This window comes from Exiguobacterium oxidotolerans JCM 12280 (assembly GCF_000702625.1).
In the GTDB taxonomy this organism is placed as follows: Bacteria; Bacillota; Bacilli; order Exiguobacteriales; family Exiguobacteriaceae; genus Exiguobacterium_A; species Exiguobacterium_A oxidotolerans.
In genome coordinates this window covers 1,425,191-1,442,037 of record NZ_JNIS01000001.1, presented here as the reverse complement: position 1 = coordinate 1,442,037, position 16,847 = coordinate 1,425,191, and the positions used below count along the sequence as shown (strand labels likewise).

The following is a 16,847-nucleotide window of genomic DNA, read 5'->3' as shown; positions in this document are numbered from 1 at the left end:
AAATCAAGAAGCAGTGGTCAAGTTCCGTCGCTTTAAGTCTAAGAAAAGTTTAGTGAAAGTTGCGTCCCACTGCGTGCCGCTTCCTTCTTCGAGAATCAACAATGCTTGTTCAGCGGGCATCCCCTTTCGATAGGGGCGATCGGAAGTCATGGCATCATAGGCATCGGCAATTGCCATGATTCGTCCGAAAAGCGGAATCGCGTCGCCGGTCAAGCCTTCCGGATAGCCTTTGCCATCATAACGTTCGTGATGGTACTTTACCCCAGGAAGAATCGGTTGTAACGTCTCTGGTAAATCAACTTGCGATAAAATATGGACACCGATCACCGGATGGCGCTTGATTTCATCGAATTCTTCTTCCGTTAATCGTCCGTCCTTCAAAAGAACGGCATCTCGGATACCGATTTTACCGATATCGTGAAGAAGAGCAGACTTTCGTAATAACTCGATTTGCTCATCAGGTAAGTCAGCGGCACGGGCGATTTCAACGGAATATTCCGCTACCCGTAAAGAATGCCCTGCCGTATAAGGATCGCGAGCATCTAAAGTCGCGGCAAACAACGTAAATAAACTGTTTAAAAGGCGTTCATTTTCTAAATCACGTCCTTCGATTCCTTCGACCATCAAATTAAATCCACCAATCAAGTGTGCGAATTCATCGGAGTAGGGGTTGGAAATCGTATTCAATTGACCCGACTCGATTTGAGCAACTCCTTCTTGCAAAGCAAGAATCGGTTTTTTGATGTTTTCATATAGTAGAAGACTGCAAAATGTCGCAAGGCAGAGGATGACAATCAAAATTAACGTCGCCCAACTCCAGTAAGACTGAAGACTTTCGTTTTCCGTTAACTGAACGGCAGAAGCGAGGACGAACAGTAAGATTGGAAATACACCGATGATGAGTGTACTAATCAACATTTTTTGGCGCAAGCTGACCATATGTTGTTTCTTTAAGACGATGTCGCCGTAACCTGCCGCCTGAGATCGTTTCGTCAACTCGAGCAACATCGGTTCCGTGACCCGGTACGTGAGAAAAAATTCAATCAGAGCATGAAGAATCGCGACGAGAATCGCCCCGAAACAAGCGAGACCAATCAAATAATAGGGCATGTCGAGCCAACCACGGTATATGGCGAAAGCTGTCAAGGTAGAAGAAGGAAGTGATAATCCGAGAAAGTGTGGACCAAGAATGCGTTGCATCGTCAAAACAGGGAAGTGATGCGTCGTCTGAAAAGCAATTTTCAATTCGTCGGCAGTGGGCTGTTTTGATTGAAATACTATATAAAGGGACCGAACGTGTCGACGATAGATTGTATATTCCAAGCTGAACATCAGGGTGACGGATTCTGCCATGATACCAAGCAAGAGTATCCGCTCTTGTGGACTGAAGGTCAGTGTTTCGAAGATGAACAAACTGCCGACACCGAAAACGGCAACGAATGAGCCGATTAAATAGTTTGTTAAGACTTGTCGCTCAAAACGTTTTAAAGGTTGCATGGAACTCCTCCTCTTCTTAATCCAAGCGGGTAACAAAGAATTTTTTTCTAGTACTATATAATGGTCTATCTTATTAATATCGGCACAATGTAAGAATATTAAACTAAATTCCAAAAATAGGTATAGTTATAAAGTCCTAATTATACAAAAACTAATTGATTAACGAACTAAAATAACATATGATTTGAATATTCAGAAAAGTATATTAAAAGTATGCTTTTCACTACTACATAGGGGGTAAGTTCACGTGGGGAAAAAGAAACAGCTTAGCTTAGCCGTTTTATCTGGAATCACGGCAGCTGCATTCGCAGTTAGTCCGGTTTTACCTGGTGGGAAGGTAAAATCTGTTGATGCTGCTGAAAAAGCAGCAGTAGGAGCGCCGATGGACTTGAACACAGTCGATCAGGAACGTCTCTTAAAAGTATTGCAGGATCGTGGGGTCGTCTCAAAAGCATCATCTGCAGCTGAGAAACAAAAGGCTGTTCAAAAGTATTTGGATAAAAAGTCGAACGGTAAACCAGCAGCTGAACATGAGTCAGAAAAAGCGAAAGAATTCGATCAAAAAACAAAAGACTTTTTGACGAAACAAAAAGATCAACTCGCAAAACAGTTGAACAAGAAGCACGATAATTATAAAAAAGGTAAAAAAGATGGGTTTGTCAAAGTCGACAAAGCCAAACAAGCAAAATACAACGGTGATACACGGACAGATAAAGTCCTTGTTCTACTCGTTGAGTACAGTGACTTTAAGCATAACAATGTTGTGCAAGAAGATGGATACATGTATTCGAATGACTTCAACCAAAAGCATTATCAAGATTTAATGTTTGGTAATAAAGAGTTCGAACTCTTTAACGGAGACAAGGTCAAGACGTTTAAACAGTATTATGAAGAACAATCAGGCGGAAGCTACACGGTCGATGGTAAGGTCTCGAACTGGTTAACAGTTCCAGGTACAGCCAAAGACTACGGTTCGGATAATCCTAAAGGCGGGAATGATAACCTTCCAGGCGCTAAGGGCCCACGTGGTCTCGTCAAAGACTCGTTAAATGCTGCAGTAAAATCAGGCATCAACTTAGCAGAGTACGATCAATTCGATCAATACGATATGGATGGAGACGGCAACTTAAACGAGCCGGACGGTCTCGTCGATCACTTGATGATCATCCATGCAGGAACTGGACAGGAAGCTGGGGGCGGAACGCTCGGAGATGACGCGATTTGGTCACACCGCTGGACGCTTGATGGCGTTTATCCTGTAGCGAACACGACAGCAAAAGCTGATTATTGGGGCGGTAAAATGGCTGCCTATGATTACACGGTTCAACCTGAAGACGGCGCGGTCGGTGTTTTCGCACACGAATTCGGTCATGACTTAGGTCTTCCAGATGAGTACGATACACAGTACACAGGTCAAGGCGAGCCGGTCGCATCATGGTCAATCATGAGTGGCGGTAGCTGGAACGGGAAAGTTGCCGGAACAGAACCAACAAGTTTCTCACCACAAAATAAAGAATTCTTCCAAAACGTGATGGGTGGAAACTGGGCGAATATCGAGACAATCGATTTTGATTCGTTATCAAAAGCAGGAACTGCTTCTTATATCGATCAAAGTGTTACAAAATCGAAGAACCCAGGAATCATCAAAGTAGACTTACCGAAAAAACCGGTCAAAGGAATTGCACCGGCGTTCGGTAAAAAATACTACTACAGCACAAAAGGAAACGATCTTCATACGTCAATGACGTCACCAGAATTTGATTTGACAGCTGCTAAAGCTGCTAAATTTGATTACAAAGCGTACTTTGATGTCGAGTTCGATTATGACTTCTTGACAGTTACAGCGACAGCTGGTGGAGTAGAAAAAGTCATCGACGTCATCGGTGACGAAGATACAGATGGTGATCAACGTGCTGAGTCTTCAAAAGGCGCATGGGTCGATAAATCATACGACCTCAGCGAATTTGCAGGCAAAAAAGTAACGCTTAAATTTGATTACACAGGTGATGCTGGTCTTGCACTCGACGGTTTCGCACTTGATAACGCGAAATTGACAGTCGATGGTAAAGTCGTCTTCGAAGATGATGCAGAAGGTACACCGAAGTTTAAACTCGACGGTTTCATCGCGTCTGACGGATTCAGCTATGCAGACAATGCGTACTACCTCGAATGGCGTAACTACGCAGGCTCAGATAAAGCACTTGAGCATGCGCGTGGCGTGAAATACAACACAGGTCTCGTCGTTTGGTACGCAGATTCTAGCTTCACAGATAACTGGGTCGGTGTTCACCCGGGTGAAGGATTCCTCGGTGTCGTCGATTCACACCCTGAAGCAATCGTTGGTACGCTTAAAGGCAAGCCAGTCGTATCAGGTAGCACACGTTACCAAGTTGCGGATGCTGCATTCAGCTACGATAAAGCACCTTCTTGGTTGATCGATTCACCAACACGTGGTCTTTACGATTACAAAGGTCTCTCGGGTGTAACGAAATTCGATGATTCTAAATCGTATATCAACCAATTGATTCCGGATGCAGGGAAACTTCTTCCGAACAATGGTCTTAAAATTCAAGTCATCGGTGAAGCGAAAGATAACTCTGCTGGAGCTGTCTGGATCCACCGTTAAGAACAAAACAGATCTGGGAAACCAGGTCTGTTTTTCTTTTGAAAAGTGGAATCAATTGGAAAAATATTGGTCAGACAACTTGACTTTTAAAGCGCATCCATACTATACTGGCGTTAGCTTAATATTGTTATTGTCACTACTGATTCACATTGCGTCACGAACAATCTTTTCGTCGCTCCATGTATTTCGGGACAATAATGAATTTCTTTCATATGCATCGTCATATGTATTAAGTAATTTATTTTTGGAGGTTGTTCCCATGAACACAGGTAAAGTAAAATGGTTTAACGCAGAAAAAGGTTTCGGTTTCATCGAAGTTGAAGGCGGAGAAGACGTATTCGTACATTTCTCAGCAATCACTGGTGAAGGTTTCAAATCACTTGACGAAGGTCAAGAAGTTGAATTCGAAATCACTGAAGGCGCACGTGGAGCACAAGCTGCTAACGTCGTAAAACTTTAATTTCAACTATTCAATCGCTCTTCTTCGGAAGAGCGGTTTTTTTATTGTCTTAATATCTTGAATCTAAGATACCTGTGCGCTATGCTTTGCATATAATCAAATTTAAAAGGGAGTGGCAAAGATGGAATTACTCGGTATTCATCATGTTTCCATTTTGACCGGGATGGCGGAACGGAACTATCAATTTTACACGCAAGTCCTTGGAATGCGCTTAATTAAGAAAACAGTGAATCAAGACGACACGACGTCGTATCATTTATTTTATGGGGACGCGGAAGGGAATCCTGGGACTGATCTAACGTTCTTCGACATTCCGCATCTTGGAACAGGTGTACCTGGTGCATCGAGTATTTCTTCAACATCACTTCGCGTTAAGACAACGGCAGCACTCAAGTTTTGGGCACAGCGATTTGAGCAAAAAGAGATTGATCATGATTCAATCATCGAACGGGCAGGGCGACAGACGCTTGCCTTTCGTGACCAAGAAGGGACACGTTTAATCCTCGTAGCGGAAGATGGCGAACAAGGCGTCCCGGGTGGCGTACCTTGGAAACACGACGAGATTCCAGCAGAACATGCAATCGTCGGCTTAGGTGCCGTGACATTGACCGTTAACGACCCGGAACCAACAGCGCTCGTTTTGACGGAAGTCCTCGGCTTTAAAAAAATCAGCAGTTATCCGTCGCTCGTAGGTGAGTTTGCAGATATTGAAGTGTATGCAACGGGTCAAGGAGGAATCGGAGCCGAAGTCCACCTCGAAGCGCGACCGGATCTCGACCGCGAACGTCTTGGTCGCGGCGGTGTCCACCATGTTGCGTTCCGCGTACCGAACAGTGCGGAGTACGATTTGTGGGTCGAGCGTTTAAACCACTACCGTCTTCCAAACTCCGGAAAAGTTGATCGGCATTACTTCCAAGCCTTGTATTTCCGGGAACCGAATCACATCCTGTTTGAGTTATCGACGGATACGCCAGGGTTCGCAACCGATGAATCGGTTGAAACACTCGGAAAGACGCTCGCTCTACCACCATTTTTAGAACCACAACGTGAGCAGATTGAAGCACGTCTCCGTCCACTCGAAATCTGACAATCCTGTGACACGGGTCACAGATACGTCAACGTCCCGTATACTAAAAGAAGGAATCACGAAAAAGGAGTGACGGGATGTTAAGAACTACGTTAGGTCAATTTCGGTTAATTGCGATTGTAGAGGGAATTTCATTTTTAGTATTGTTGCTGATTGCGATGCCGTTAAAATATATGGCAGGAATTCCTGAAGCAGTCTCGGTCGTTGGAGCCATGCACGGTGTATTGTTTGTCATGTATGCGTTATGGCTTGCCGTCGTTAAATTTAAGTACCGCTGGTCGTTTGTCAAAGCAGGGATTGCCTTCATCGCATCCTTCATTCCGTTTGGTACGTTTGTGCTCGATCGAAAGCTAAAACAGGAAGCAACAAACGCGTAAATTGTGTATACTAGTAAAAGCACGGCTGTGGATAACTGTTTTTGTCTATGCGAAGCAGGTTATCCACAGCTTTTTTCTGTGGATAATTTTTAGGAGGATACTATGTCAACATTCGAAACATTAAACATTCAAGAACTGTGGATAAAAAAACTACAAAAGCAAGGCATCAAGCAACCGACGCCGATTCAAGAACAAGCTATTCCGCATTTGCTTGCGGGACGTGATTTAATAGGAAAAGCACAAACAGGTACAGGGAAGACACTTGCCTTCTTGTTACCGATTCTCGAGCAAATCGATTTAGAGAGCAAGACGGTTCAAGCATTGATCGTCGCACCGACACGTGAACTTGCGCGTCAGATTGCCGACGAAACACATAAGTTGATTCGGAATATGGAAGACATTCGGGCACTTGCTGTATATGGCGGACAAGATGTCTTTAAACAAATCCAACGTCTCGGACGGATGCCGCAAATCATCATCGGGACACCTGGACGAATTTTAGACCATGTCGGACGGGGAACACTTGATTTGAGCGCGCTGAAGACACTCGTCTTAGATGAAGCCGATCAAATGCTTCAAATCGGTTTCTTACCGGAAATTGAAGACATCATCGCGGCAGCACCGGTCGATCGTCAATTCGTCATGTTATCTGCGACGATGCCACCAAAAGTCGAGCAACTCGCGAAAACTTACCTTCGTGACCCGATTGAAATTCAAGTCGAAGCTGAAAAAGTAACGGTCGATGCGATTGAACAATTCGTCGTCGAAACGACGGATCGTCGTAAGCAAGCGACACTTCGGACGATGCTCGACGAAATGCGCCCGTATGCCGCAATCATTTTCTGTCGGACGCAACGTCGTGTAACGAAATTAAACGAAGAATTGCAAATGCAAGGGTACCCGACGGATGAGTTACACGGTGGATTGACGCAAGGAAAACGTGAAAAGGCGATGGCGAAGTTCTATCAAGGAAAAACGCCATTCTTGATTGCGACAGATGTTGCGTCACGCGGACTGGATGTCACAGGCGTCACACACGTCTTCAACTATGACTTGCCGGACGATGCAGAAAGCTATGTCCACCGGATCGGGCGGACGGGACGTGCCGGAAACGACGGCGTCGCGATTTCGATCGTCACACCGAAAGACGGTCGGAGTTTCCGTGACATGGAACGCGAACTTGGGGTCGAAGTTACACCAATCGTCGTTGAATTGTCAGATGAAATGATTCGGGCACAGCATGACCAAAGTAAAGGCACGAAAAAGCCGACAACGGAAGGCCGTGGCAATACACGCCGGTCGAATAATCGTCGCCCAGGACGGACACACCGGAAGTAAGCAAAGTCAATCAAAAAAATCCCGTTTCCATTCATCGGAAACGGGATTTTTTGATTGATAAGACTCTTTATTTGTACACGATCTGTCCGCCGAGATGACCGGCATAAGCAAGTAATCCACTACCAATCACTGCGACGATTAGACTGAAGATAAGAAGCATTTTTTTATTTGATCGATAATTGAAAATCAACAATACAAAGGAAATACCGAAAGCAATCAGACTGTAAAGCGCAAAGTGTTCATGATCTTCAATCGCAGCCCGTGTCGCATTGAACGTCGAACGGGCATAGTCTTTTGTCTCATCTCCGGATAGATACGCAGCGACCCCTGCGAGGAGACCGGTGAATAGGGTGATCAGAGCAAACAATTTCAATTGAACCCATTTTAAACTAAAGACTAATAGTAGTGTAGCGAACAGTAACAGACCGATTGGAGCATGGACGAGTAAGGGGTGGAGCGGAACACCGAATAGCATGATAAATCCTCCTTAAGTAATGAGTGTATGACTATTCATTACTTTACCCCTGCTACCTGATAGTTAGCTGACGGCTTTACTTAATGTGGGAAATGAATCGTAAACCGTGTTCCTTCATTTGGACTGGAGTCGACCTCGATGCTCGCGTTATGGGCATCAGCAATCGAGCTAGCGATTGCGAGACCGAGACCGGTCCCTGTTCCGTGGCGAGCATGGTCCCCGCGATAGAAGCGTTCGAAGATTTTTGCCTGATCGCTTTTCGGGATACCGATTCCCTCATCAGCGATTGTTAGCTGAACTTCGCCAGGTGCTTTGAACAAGCGGACCTCGATCGCGCCATCACTGTAGACAGAAGCATTCTCTAGAAAGACCATTAATAAGCGCGTCAACTGGTTAGCGTCCCCTTTAATTGAGAGGTTCGGTTCAATCTCGATGCGCAGTGTCCGGTTGGATAATGTATGGGCGAACCGTTCAGCGGTCTTTGAGACGAGCGTACTGAAATCAACAGATTGCAGGGTCACGGCTTGCCCCCCGCGGGCAAGTAACAGCAAGTCCGCGACGAGTAATTGCATCGAAGTCGTCTCGGCTTTTAAATCGTCGAGAATCGTCTGTCCCTCACGACTAAGCGATTCAGCTTCAAGCAATTCGATTCCACTATATAAAATCGTCAGTGGTGTGCGCAGTTCATGGGAGGCGTCCGACGTGAAGCGACGTTGCCGGTCGAAAGCTTGTTGGACGGGCTGGACGGCTCGACCAGCGAGAACATAACTGAGTCCCATCAAAATCAACGTTGATAAGACAGCGATTCCAGATAAGACAGCAATTAAACGTTGAAGTGTATCGCGTGTAGCAGACGTTTCTTTTAAAAGCACGATGGAGCCTTCGTTCGTATTGCGTTGATACAATAAAAAATGGTGGTCCTCGACAGTCACTTTTTCAGTTTCTTGAGCAGAGGATACGAAACGCTGAACGGTCCCTTCCGTTAAATCATCCGGAAGGCTCGAATACTGTTCTGCACCCGTTTCGTCCAGCACTTGAAAATAAATCGGGTTAGGCGTCAAGCCGTCTTCACCATGTTCGATTCGTTCGAAGACATCACGGTTCGAGATGTTTTTTAATTGAGTGAGCTCTGTTTGGTCGAGTAACCGTGCCGTCGTAAAGTAGACACCAACGAGTATGAGGATCAACAACAGTAAAAAAGTCCCACTGAATAAAAGCGTCAGTCGTTTTCGGATCATTTCAAGCATGGGGGTCACCAAGACGATACCCAAAACCGCGGACGGTCTTGATGAGTGGTGCAGCGCCAACTGCTTCTAATTTTTTACGGACGAGACGGACCAAGGCATCGAGAGCGTTGTCGGTAACGTCGGCACCAATTCCCCAAACGACTTCGATGATCAGTTCACGGCCCATCACTTGTTCCGGTCGGCGTAATAAGAGTGATAGAAATTCAAATTCACGACGTGTCAATTCGAGTGGATGCTGATTATAGGAAATCATTTGCGATGAGACATCGAGTTCAAGTCCTTGAAAAGATACCGTATCGACGAAGGCCTTTTTTTGTCGACGACTCAGTGCTCGGAGACGGGCAAGCAATTCATTCGATTGAAACGGTTTGACGAGATAGTCGTCGGCACCACTATCGAGACCATGGACGAGGTCGATTTCTGTATCACGTGCCGTCAACATTAAAATACCACCTTCAAAACGATTTTTTCTAAGTTCAGCTGCGACCTCGATACCGCTCTTATGGGGCATCATCCAATCGAGAACAAGCAAATCGTAACGAAACGTCTGACATTGATTGAGTGCATCGACACCATCGTGTGCGACATCGACTTGGTAGCCGGCACGTTCGAGATGAAGTCGAAGCATCTTCGCGAGTCGCTGATCGTCTTCTGCAATCAATACACGCATGAATTTTCCCCCCCACGTTCATTTTTTCTTATTATCCCATAGTTGCCGTCAGCTAGTTATCAGTTTTTAGCGCTACAGTAAAGATAACAACAAACGAGAGAGGATGAAGGAAGATGAAACCAAAGCCGTTTGCAAAATGGATGGTCGGTTTAAGTAGTACGGTGTTTATCGGTCTAGCGATTGGTCAATTAAGTGTCAGCTCAGATGGACAATCGACGACACCGGTCAGTACAGGGGATACGTATTCGAATGAAACGAATTTCCCGAGTCAACCGACGCAAAGGGATTCTTATGGTGACGAGGAGTCAGACGATGATGGCGGATATTATGATGATGATGATGAGGGATGGTCAGGAGAGGATTCTTCTGGATTCAGCCAGCCGAGCGGAAATAGCGACGGACGCTCGAGTCACTCGAAATAGGAGGTCAAGTGATGGAACGACAACTCTATTCGATGCATAATACGATTCGATTCGTGACGGAAAATCAGATTTCTGAAGAAGAATGGCAGGAGATTGAACGATTTTTCAGCTACGTTGATCGAGAGTGGTCACGATTTGCTGAAGCGAGTGAAGTGAATCGGTTGAATCGCCTTCGAATCGGTGAAACCTTATCGATTTCGTTACCACTCGCTCGGTTACTAAAGCGTTCGATTCGTTATTTTGAACAGACGGAGCATTATTTTTCTCCGTTTCTTCTTGAACAACAACAGGCGAACGGATACCGGGATTCCTTTCCGTTTCACTATGCGACTGAGTCGGAACGGGTTGGTCCCCCAGAGATTACACCATTTATTCTCGAAGGACTTGAAGTGACACGTGTCGGTGGAGGAGCAATTGACTTAGGTGGAATCGGGAAAGGCGCAGCAGCAATGATGGTGGCGCAACGCCTTCGGAAAGAATGTCGACGCGGATTGATTGAAGCGGGCGGTGATGTCGTCGTCTGGTCGGACGAAACACCATGGAAGATTGGCGTTACACATCCACATACAGACGAAGAAATCGCGGAAATCAGCCTTCGACAAGGGGCAATCGCAACCTCGAATCGAATTTATCGCTCCTGGCATGTCGGCGAACGGATGAATCATCACTTACTTGACGGTAAAACGGGGCGACCGATTGAGACACCGCTCATTCAAGTGACGGCTTCTGCTCCACAGCTGTATGAAGCAGAAGTAATGACGAAACTTGCTTTTCAGATGACAGAACAGGAACGGCAAGAGAAGTTATTCAAATGGTTTCCGAATGGACGATTATTGTTACTCGACGCGTCAGGTGAAATCCTATCCGAGAAGAAAGGGGAGTGTGCACTATGGACTGGTTGAAATGGATGTTTTCGACCTGGACGATGATTCGTCTGAGTGGGCTAGCAGGTCACTTTTTGATGACGTTATCCGTATTAGCTGGATTATTAGGCTCGTTTCCGAATCTCCGAAAACAAAAAGCACGACTTCATAACATCCACCTCTATAGCGGATGGGCCGGACTGCTCGCGATTGTCCTCCACGCGACGTTGATTGTCGTGGATACGTATGCACCGCTATCGATCCTCGAGATTTTGATACCGGGTAACGCTTCTTACGAACCACTGTGGAATGCCTTTGGGACAATCAGTCTTTATCTCTTCGGTTTTGTCCTGATCACGTCGGACTTCCTAAAAGAGACGCTCGGAAAAACCTTATGGAAATTAACGCACTGGCTTGTCTTACCGGCTTGGGGATTGATGACGCTCCATGGTCTCTTCATCGGGACAGATACGGGAACGTTGTTTACGACAATCTGGTATGCGGCTTCGACACTGACATTCATCGCATTGATTCTTTACCGGATGCGTCTGCGTCCTAAAACAAAAGTTCAAATAAAACCGGAATCCTCGACGTCTTAAGAGGATTCCGGTTTTATTATCGTTGCTCGAGCCACTTCGTCCATGCGACAAAAGCGTCTTCCCGATTTTCGATGTAGTTGTGATCACTGTCGACGACGAGTTCTTCGAAGTAACCGGCGTTTTGAAGGAGGTCGTGGTGGAGCGCTTTGACGGATGTTTCATCCCGTTCAGACGTGACGAGCAATGCCGAGCGGTCCTTTAGTTCTTCCTTGAGCGCAAGAAGGTTCCAACTTGCATGGTTGGTTTTTAACTCCTCGAGTAACGTATCGCCGTCAGTCGCTGTGAGGAAAGACGCACCACGACTGAGAACGCCGCGTAAGGCGTCCTCGTGTTCCGGATAGTCGAGGATCAGTTGACCGATTAAACCGAAGTTGAACGGAGAAATTCCGATGTAATGTTTGATGTGCGGAACAGCAGCAAAAGCGTGTAGACCAGCAAATCCACCCATGCTGTGACCGACAATCGTAATTTGGTCGCTGAGCACATCATGCTGTTCTATAAAGGTCGGAGAAGCGACATGCTCCATGATTGCTGTCGCATCTTCCAGGACATGACGAAAACGGAACGCACCCGGGCTGCCGATGCTGCCGCGATAAGAGGTCACGAGGACATGGTAGCCGATTTCTTGGAGACGGACCGCCCAGTCCATGTTCAATTGTTTCCCGGGAAACCCGTGGAAGAGGACGATTAACGGAGCAGGACCTGTACTTGCCGGAGAATACAGGCGACAGAATAACTCTTCGTCCCCTCCGCTCGGTATGGCAATTAAAGAAAGACTAGCTTTGTTCGTGATCGTTTCCATCTCATTCGCTCCTTTAAAAAGTTTCGTATGTTTCATAGTGTGATACAAGTTAGGAAGCAAAGCAATCGTTAAGTCTATGAACAAAAAATAAAGTAGGGAAAGAACGTTTTACTTCTGCCTGTTTAGAGCCAGGATAGAAGTGTGCGTATAGTGTACCGCGCTGCTCCACCTTGTCTCGTCTCCGAGCGGCGAGCGTCCACGCCGCTTCACTGCGTTGCAGGGTCGCGGACGCCCGCTTTTCGCTACGGAAGCGATTCAAGCTGGCATGCGCGCCAAGGTATTCGCGTTACATGTCGTTCTTCTTAGGGAGAGCTTAAAAAAGCTTTGCTTTTTCGTTGATTCCAAGTCAGAGATGTTCCGTTTCGAATGGAAGCGTACTGAGATGAAGATGTGCCGCGCTGCTCCACCTTGTCTCGTCTCCGAGCGTCGGGCGTCCACGCCGCTTCACTGCGCTGCAGGGTCGCGGACGCCCGCTTGCTACGGAAGCGATTCAAGCTGGCATGCGCGCCAAGGTATTCGCGTTACATGTCGTTCTTCTTGGGGAGAGCTTAAAAAAGCTTTCTTTTTCGTTGATTCCAAGTCAGAGATGTTCCGTTTCGAATGGAAGCGTACTGGTATAAAAAGGTGCGTAGTGTGCCGCGCTGCTCCACCTTGTCTCGTCTCCGAGCGGCGAGCGTCCACGCCGCTTCACTGCGTTGCAGGGTCGCGGACGCCCGCTTTTCGCTACGGAAGCGATTCAAGCTGGCATGCGCGCCAAGGTATTCGCGTTACATGTCGTTCTTCTTAGATGGAGCTTAAAAAAGCTTTGCTTTTTCGTTGATTCCAAGTCAGAGATGTTCCGTTTCGAATGGAAGCGTACTGGTATAAAAAGGTGCGTAGTGTACCGCGCTGCTCCACCTTGTCTCGTCTCCGAGCGGCGGGCGTCCACGCCGCTTCACTGCGTTGCAGGGTCGCGGACGCCCGCTTTTCGCTACGGAAGCGATTCAAGCCGGCATGCGCTTCAAAATATTCGTGTTACATGTCGTTCTTCTTGGATGGAGCTTAAAAAAGCTTTGCTTTTTCGTTGATTCCAAGTCAGAGATGTTCCGTTTCGAATGGAAGCGTACTGGTATAAAAAGGTGCGTAGTGTGCCGCGCTGCTCCACCTTGTCTCGTCTCCGAGCGGCGAGCGTCCACGCCGCTTCACTGCGTTGCAGGGTCGCGGACGCCCGCTTTTCGCTACGGAAGCGATTCAAGCTGGCATGCGCGCCAAGGTATTCGCGTTACATGTCGTTCTTCTTAGGGAGAGCTTAAAAAAGCTTTGCTTTTCCGTTGACTCCTACGGGATAAGGCGCGTTTTAACGCGCTGTCAGAGGCAGGCGAGACCCTGCTTCTTGTCCTTACGGGACAAGAAGCAACGGCTTGCGCCTCGCCCGAGGAAAGCAACGGAAAGGAAGAAGCTTTGAATCCCATACGACTGCGCCGTTCATCCAAAGGACCTGACAAATCATGCGCTTGAGGAAAGCATAGGAAAGGAGGAAGCTTTGCATCACGTACGACTGCGCCGTTCATCCAAAGGACCTGACAAGTCATGCGCTTGAGGAAAGCAACGGAAAGGAGGAAGCGTTGAATCCCCTACGACTGCGCCGTTCATCCAAAGGACCTGACAAGTCATGCGCTTGAGAAAAGCAACGGAAAGGAAGAAGCTTTGAATCCCATACGACTGCGCCGTTCATCCAAAGGACCTGACAAATCATGCGCTTGAGAAAAGCAACGGAAAGGAAGAAGCTTTGAATCCCCTACGACTGCGCCGTTCATCCAAAGGACCTGACAAATCATGCGCTTGAGGAAAGCAACGGAAAGGAGGAAGCTTTGCATCCCGTACGACTGCGCCGTTCATCCAAAGGACCTGACAAAATCCGCATTACCGCCATTCTCTTTTTCGATACAAAACAAAAAGAGCCGCCCCAATCAACAGGGCGGCTCCAATCATCGTTCTTAAAACAGTAAGAGACAATCAATCAAAAGACTTTCGTCGTCCATGATTCACAGTTCCATAAGTCAGTTGCGACGGCTTCATAAAATTCAGGTTCGTGCGAAATCAAGAGGACCGTTCCTTTATATTCTTGCAAGGCCCGTTTCAATTCCTCTTTCGCTTCGACGTCCAAGTGGTTCGTCGGCTCATCGAGAACCAGAATGTTTGATTCCGTGTTCATCAGCTTACAGAGACGGACTTTCGCCTTTTCTCCACCGCTGAGCACTTCGATTTTAGATTCGATGTGTTTTGTCATCAAACCACATTTCGCGAGCATCGCCCGGACTTGTTGTTGCGTCAAGGATGGGAACGTCCCCCAAATTTCTTCGATACACGTGTTCGAATTTTTCTCTTTGATTTCTTGTTCGAAATAGCCGATGTGCAAGTTTTCACCACGATCGACCATCCCTGAAACAGCGGGAATCTCACCGAGTAAACTTTTCAGTAATGTCGACTTACCGATTCCGTTCGCACCATGCAAGGCAATCTTTTGCCCCCGTTCGATCGTTAAATCGAGCGGACGCGAGAGCGGTTCGTCGTATCCGATGACAAGACCTTTTGCTTCGAACATCAGCTTGCTTGGTGTCCGAGCCGTCTGGAAATGGAATTCCGGTTGCGGACGTTCTTGTGCAAGCTCGATGACATCCATCTTGTCGAGTTTTTTCTGACGGGACATCGCCATGTTTCGTGTCGAGACACGTGCCTTGTTACGGGCGACAAAATCTTTAAGTTCAGAAATTTCTTGTTGTTGCCGTTTAAAGGCAGACTCCAATTGTTTCTTTTTCGCTTCATGGACTGTCAAGAAATTATCATAGTCACCCACGTAACGGCTCAAACCTTGATTTTCCATATGATAAATCAAGTTGATGACGCTATTTAAGAATGGAATATCATGCGAAATCAAGATGAACGCGTTCTCGTAATCGTTGAGATACCGTTTCAACCATTCGATGTGTTGCACATCGAGGTAGTTGGTCGGCTCATCGAGTAACAAGATATCTGGTTTTTCAAGTAAGAGCTTCGCAAGTAAGATTTTTGTACGCTGACCGCCACTCAATTCATGGACATCACGGTCTAAGCCGATTTCATCGAGACCAAGTCCGCGGGCGATTTCTTCGACTTTTGCATCGATTGTATAAAAATCATTGTTCGTTAAAATGTCTTGTAAGACACCGACTTCCTCAAGCATCTTTTCGAGTTCCTCGGGCTCGACCTCACCCATCTTCGCATACAGGTCATTGATTTCTTGTTCGATATCGAACAAGTATTGGAATGCCCCTTTTAGCGCATCACGGATCGATAAACCTTTTGCGAGGACGGCGTGCTGATCGAGATAACCGACACGGACGTGTTTCGCCCATTCGACTTTCCCTTCGTCCGGTTCGAGCTGAGAAGTGATGATGTTCATGAAGGTCGATTTCCCTTCACCGTTTGCTCCGACGAGGCCGATGTGTTCACCCTTTAACAGGCGGAACGAGACATCTTCGAAAATCGCACGATCACCAAAGCCATGGCTTAAGTTTGATACCGTTAAAATACTCATAACTACTCCCTTATTTCATGAATTCAACGCTGTGATTAGACACCTGTACGTTTTTTCTGGTTGTTCGTCTTTTTCGTCTTCTGGCTCGTCATTTGTTTCGTTTCCGTTCCACGAAGACCAGTCGGACGTTTTGTTTGTGATTGTTTTTTTGCTTTCAATTGTTCAATCATCGCTTCTTGAAGTGATAATTTTTTTGGTTGTTCGCTCATGTGTGTTCACCTCGATTAATTCGTTCTTATCTTATAGTATGCCAAAAAAAACGCTTTTTGAAAACGAACTCTACTTAATTCATCCTTTTAACGGACAACCTGACCGAGATAAATAACATAACAATTCCGGTCGATGTCGATTTCGCAGCTGTCACGTTCAAAGGTTCCATGCTCTGGCACAGCCACCTTATCCTTAATTAAATAGCGCATCGCTTGGACGTGGTTCGGGACGGTCATCGTTTTGATAAGTGGTGATGTACTGCTTGGCATGTACCGGCGAAACTCGATGTGAATTTGATGAGGAGGATAAATCCGGTCCTCTGCATCGAGCGGAGAGGCTTCGACGTGGTCGACGATCAGCTGATCGTACTCGCCCTCCATTTCGTTGGAGCGTAGTTCATACAGTTGGCCTTCGATGATATGAAATTCACATAATTGATGAGCGATGATTTCATCCGGTTCGATTGCGAAACGACTGTATTGATAAATCGACTTATATTCATCTTGATCTTCGACATAATAAGCAAGTGACATCGTGATTCCTCCTTGTAACGGCATGATATGTTCTACTCGGACGATCAGAAAAAAGTTCCGGTACGACAAGGAAACTTTTTTAAGA

General features: G+C 46.6%; 16 protein-coding genes. 8 read left to right on the top strand and 8 right to left on the bottom strand.

Annotated elements, in window-relative coordinates; translation table 11 throughout:
- Positions 1-3 precede the first annotated feature (3 nt).
- Entirely contained in the window at positions 4-1,497 is a 1,494-nt protein-coding gene (locus tag P403_RS0107350) for an HD domain-containing phosphohydrolase (RefSeq protein WP_029332062.1), read from the bottom strand.
- Between the two features lie 247 nt (positions 1,498-1,744).
- On the opposite strand from P403_RS0107350, the gene P403_RS0107345 reads away from it, so the two are divergent.
- The 5 genes from P403_RS0107345 to P403_RS0107325 all read left to right on the top strand — a co-directional run bounded on the left by P403_RS0107345 (position 1,745) and on the right by P403_RS0107325 (position 7,385).
- Positions 1,745-4,123: an immune inhibitor A domain-containing protein gene (locus tag P403_RS0107345; protein ID WP_029332061.1), complete on the top strand. Its 2,379-nt coding sequence runs from the start codon at positions 1,745-1,747 to the stop codon at positions 4,121-4,123.
- A gap of 259 nt (positions 4,124-4,382) precedes the next feature.
- Complete coding sequence (locus tag P403_RS0107340; protein ID WP_012371797.1) at positions 4,383-4,583, top strand: cold-shock protein; 201 nt, start codon at positions 4,383-4,385, stop codon at positions 4,581-4,583.
- A 121-nt stretch (positions 4,584-4,704) separates the two neighbouring features.
- On the top strand, positions 4,705-5,670 hold the full coding sequence (locus tag P403_RS0107335) for a ring-cleaving dioxygenase (RefSeq protein WP_029332060.1): 966 nt from the start codon (positions 4,705-4,707) through the stop codon (positions 5,668-5,670).
- A 77-nt stretch (positions 5,671-5,747) separates the two neighbouring features.
- Positions 5,748-6,047: a DUF3817 domain-containing protein gene (locus P403_RS0107330; RefSeq protein WP_029332059.1), complete on the top strand. Its 300-nt coding sequence runs from the start codon at positions 5,748-5,750 to the stop codon at positions 6,045-6,047.
- Between the two features lie 102 nt (positions 6,048-6,149).
- Positions 6,150-7,385 carry a DEAD/DEAH box helicase gene (locus tag P403_RS0107325; RefSeq protein ID WP_029332057.1) on the top strand — a complete coding sequence of 412 codons (1,236 nt, stop codon included), beginning with the start codon at positions 6,150-6,152 and terminating at the stop codon, positions 7,383-7,385.
- Between the two features lie 67 nt (positions 7,386-7,452).
- Here P403_RS0107325 and P403_RS0107320 read toward each other — a convergent pair whose 3' ends face one another.
- The 3 genes from P403_RS0107320 to P403_RS0107310 all read right to left on the bottom strand — a co-directional run bounded on the left by P403_RS0107320 (position 7,453) and on the right by P403_RS0107310 (position 9,777).
- The gene (locus tag P403_RS0107320; protein ID WP_029332056.1) at positions 7,453-7,860 is read right to left on the bottom strand and encodes a DUF2231 domain-containing protein; all 408 of its coding nucleotides are present in this window, start codon (positions 7,858-7,860) and stop codon (positions 7,453-7,455) included.
- Positions 7,861-7,940: 80 nt separating this feature from the next.
- Positions 7,941-9,107, bottom strand: a complete 1,167-nt coding sequence (locus P403_RS0107315; protein WP_029332055.1) for a sensor histidine kinase — start codon at positions 9,105-9,107, stop codon at positions 7,941-7,943.
- Complete coding sequence (locus P403_RS0107310; protein WP_029332054.1) at positions 9,100-9,777, bottom strand: response regulator transcription factor; 678 nt, start codon at positions 9,775-9,777, stop codon at positions 9,100-9,102. Before P403_RS0107310 ends, P403_RS0107315 begins: the two co-directional genes overlap by 8 nt.
- A 113-nt stretch (positions 9,778-9,890) precedes the next feature.
- Between P403_RS0107310 and P403_RS0107305 the strand changes: the two genes are divergently transcribed.
- Genes P403_RS0107305 through P403_RS0107295 form a run of 3 tightly spaced genes read left to right on the top strand, consistent with a single transcriptional unit; the run spans position 9,891 to position 11,661 of the window.
- The gene (locus tag P403_RS0107305; protein WP_029332053.1) at positions 9,891-10,199 is read left to right on the top strand and encodes a hypothetical protein; all 309 of its coding nucleotides are present in this window, start codon (positions 9,891-9,893) and stop codon (positions 10,197-10,199) included.
- A gap of 11 nt (positions 10,200-10,210) precedes the next feature.
- Complete coding sequence (locus tag P403_RS0107300; protein WP_029332051.1) at positions 10,211-11,101, top strand: FAD:protein FMN transferase; 891 nt, start codon at positions 10,211-10,213, stop codon at positions 11,099-11,101.
- Positions 11,089-11,661: a ferric reductase-like transmembrane domain-containing protein gene (locus P403_RS0107295; protein ID WP_029332050.1), complete on the top strand. Its 573-nt coding sequence runs from the start codon at positions 11,089-11,091 to the stop codon at positions 11,659-11,661. The genes P403_RS0107300 and P403_RS0107295 overlap by 13 nt, the downstream gene beginning before the upstream one ends.
- Before the next feature lie 16 nt (positions 11,662-11,677).
- On the opposite strand, the gene P403_RS0107290 is transcribed toward P403_RS0107295, so the two are convergent.
- The 4 genes from P403_RS0107290 to P403_RS0107275 all read right to left on the bottom strand — a co-directional run bounded on the left by P403_RS0107290 (position 11,678) and on the right by P403_RS0107275 (position 16,762).
- Complete coding sequence (locus P403_RS0107290; protein WP_029332049.1) at positions 11,678-12,463, bottom strand: alpha/beta hydrolase family protein; 786 nt, start codon at positions 12,461-12,463, stop codon at positions 11,678-11,680.
- A gap of 1,999 nt (positions 12,464-14,462) precedes the next feature.
- Complete coding sequence (locus tag P403_RS0107285) at positions 14,463-16,019, bottom strand: ABC-F family ATP-binding cassette domain-containing protein (protein ID WP_029332048.1); 1,557 nt, start codon at positions 16,017-16,019, stop codon at positions 14,463-14,465.
- A 35-nt stretch (positions 16,020-16,054) separates the two neighbouring features.
- Positions 16,055-16,228 (bottom strand): hypothetical protein, encoded by a 174-nt coding sequence (locus P403_RS16660; protein WP_012371785.1) that lies wholly within the window; start codon positions 16,226-16,228, stop codon positions 16,055-16,057.
- Between the two features lie 87 nt (positions 16,229-16,315).
- Positions 16,316-16,762, bottom strand: a complete 447-nt coding sequence (locus P403_RS0107275; protein WP_029332047.1) for a hypothetical protein — start codon at positions 16,760-16,762, stop codon at positions 16,316-16,318.
- Positions 16,763-16,847: the final 85 nt, after the last annotated feature.

Excerpts from the sequence above, each read along its gene's own strand:
- P403_RS0107275 (WP_029332047.1), bottom strand. The coding sequence starts at position 16,762 with ATGTCACTTGCTTATTATGTCGAAGATCAAGATGAATATAAGTCGATT.
- P403_RS0107340 (WP_012371797.1), top strand. The coding sequence starts at position 4,383 with ATGAACACAGGTAAAGTAAAATGGTTTAACGCAGAAAAAGGTTTCGGT.
- P403_RS0107300 (WP_029332051.1), top strand. The coding sequence starts at position 10,211 with ATGGAACGACAACTCTATTCGATGCATAATACGATTCGATTCGTGACG.
- P403_RS16660 (WP_012371785.1), bottom strand. The coding sequence starts at position 16,228 with ATGAGCGAACAACCAAAAAAATTATCACTTCAAGAAGCGATGATTGAA.
- P403_RS0107320 (WP_029332056.1), bottom strand. The coding sequence starts at position 7,860 with ATGCTATTCGGTGTTCCGCTCCACCCCTTACTCGTCCATGCTCCAATC.
- P403_RS0107310 (WP_029332054.1), bottom strand. The coding sequence starts at position 9,777 with ATGCGTGTATTGATTGCAGAAGACGATCAGCGACTCGCGAAGATGCTT.
- P403_RS0107285 (WP_029332048.1), bottom strand. The coding sequence starts at position 16,019 with ATGAGTATTTTAACGGTATCAAACTTAAGCCATGGCTTTGGTGATCGT.
- P403_RS0107315 (WP_029332055.1), bottom strand. The coding sequence starts at position 9,107 with ATGCTTGAAATGATCCGAAAACGACTGACGCTTTTATTCAGTGGGACT.
- P403_RS0107325 (WP_029332057.1), top strand. The coding sequence starts at position 6,150 with ATGTCAACATTCGAAACATTAAACATTCAAGAACTGTGGATAAAAAAA.
- P403_RS0107290 (WP_029332049.1), bottom strand. The coding sequence starts at position 12,463 with ATGGAAACGATCACGAACAAAGCTAGTCTTTCTTTAATTGCCATACCG.
- P403_RS0107350 (WP_029332062.1), bottom strand. The coding sequence starts at position 1,497 with ATGCAACCTTTAAAACGTTTTGAGCGACAAGTCTTAACAAACTATTTA.
- P403_RS0107330 (WP_029332059.1), top strand. The coding sequence starts at position 5,748 with ATGTTAAGAACTACGTTAGGTCAATTTCGGTTAATTGCGATTGTAGAG.
- P403_RS0107295 (WP_029332050.1), top strand. The coding sequence starts at position 11,089 with ATGGACTGGTTGAAATGGATGTTTTCGACCTGGACGATGATTCGTCTG.
- P403_RS0107305 (WP_029332053.1), top strand. The coding sequence starts at position 9,891 with ATGAAACCAAAGCCGTTTGCAAAATGGATGGTCGGTTTAAGTAGTACG.
- P403_RS0107335 (WP_029332060.1), top strand. The coding sequence starts at position 4,705 with ATGGAATTACTCGGTATTCATCATGTTTCCATTTTGACCGGGATGGCG.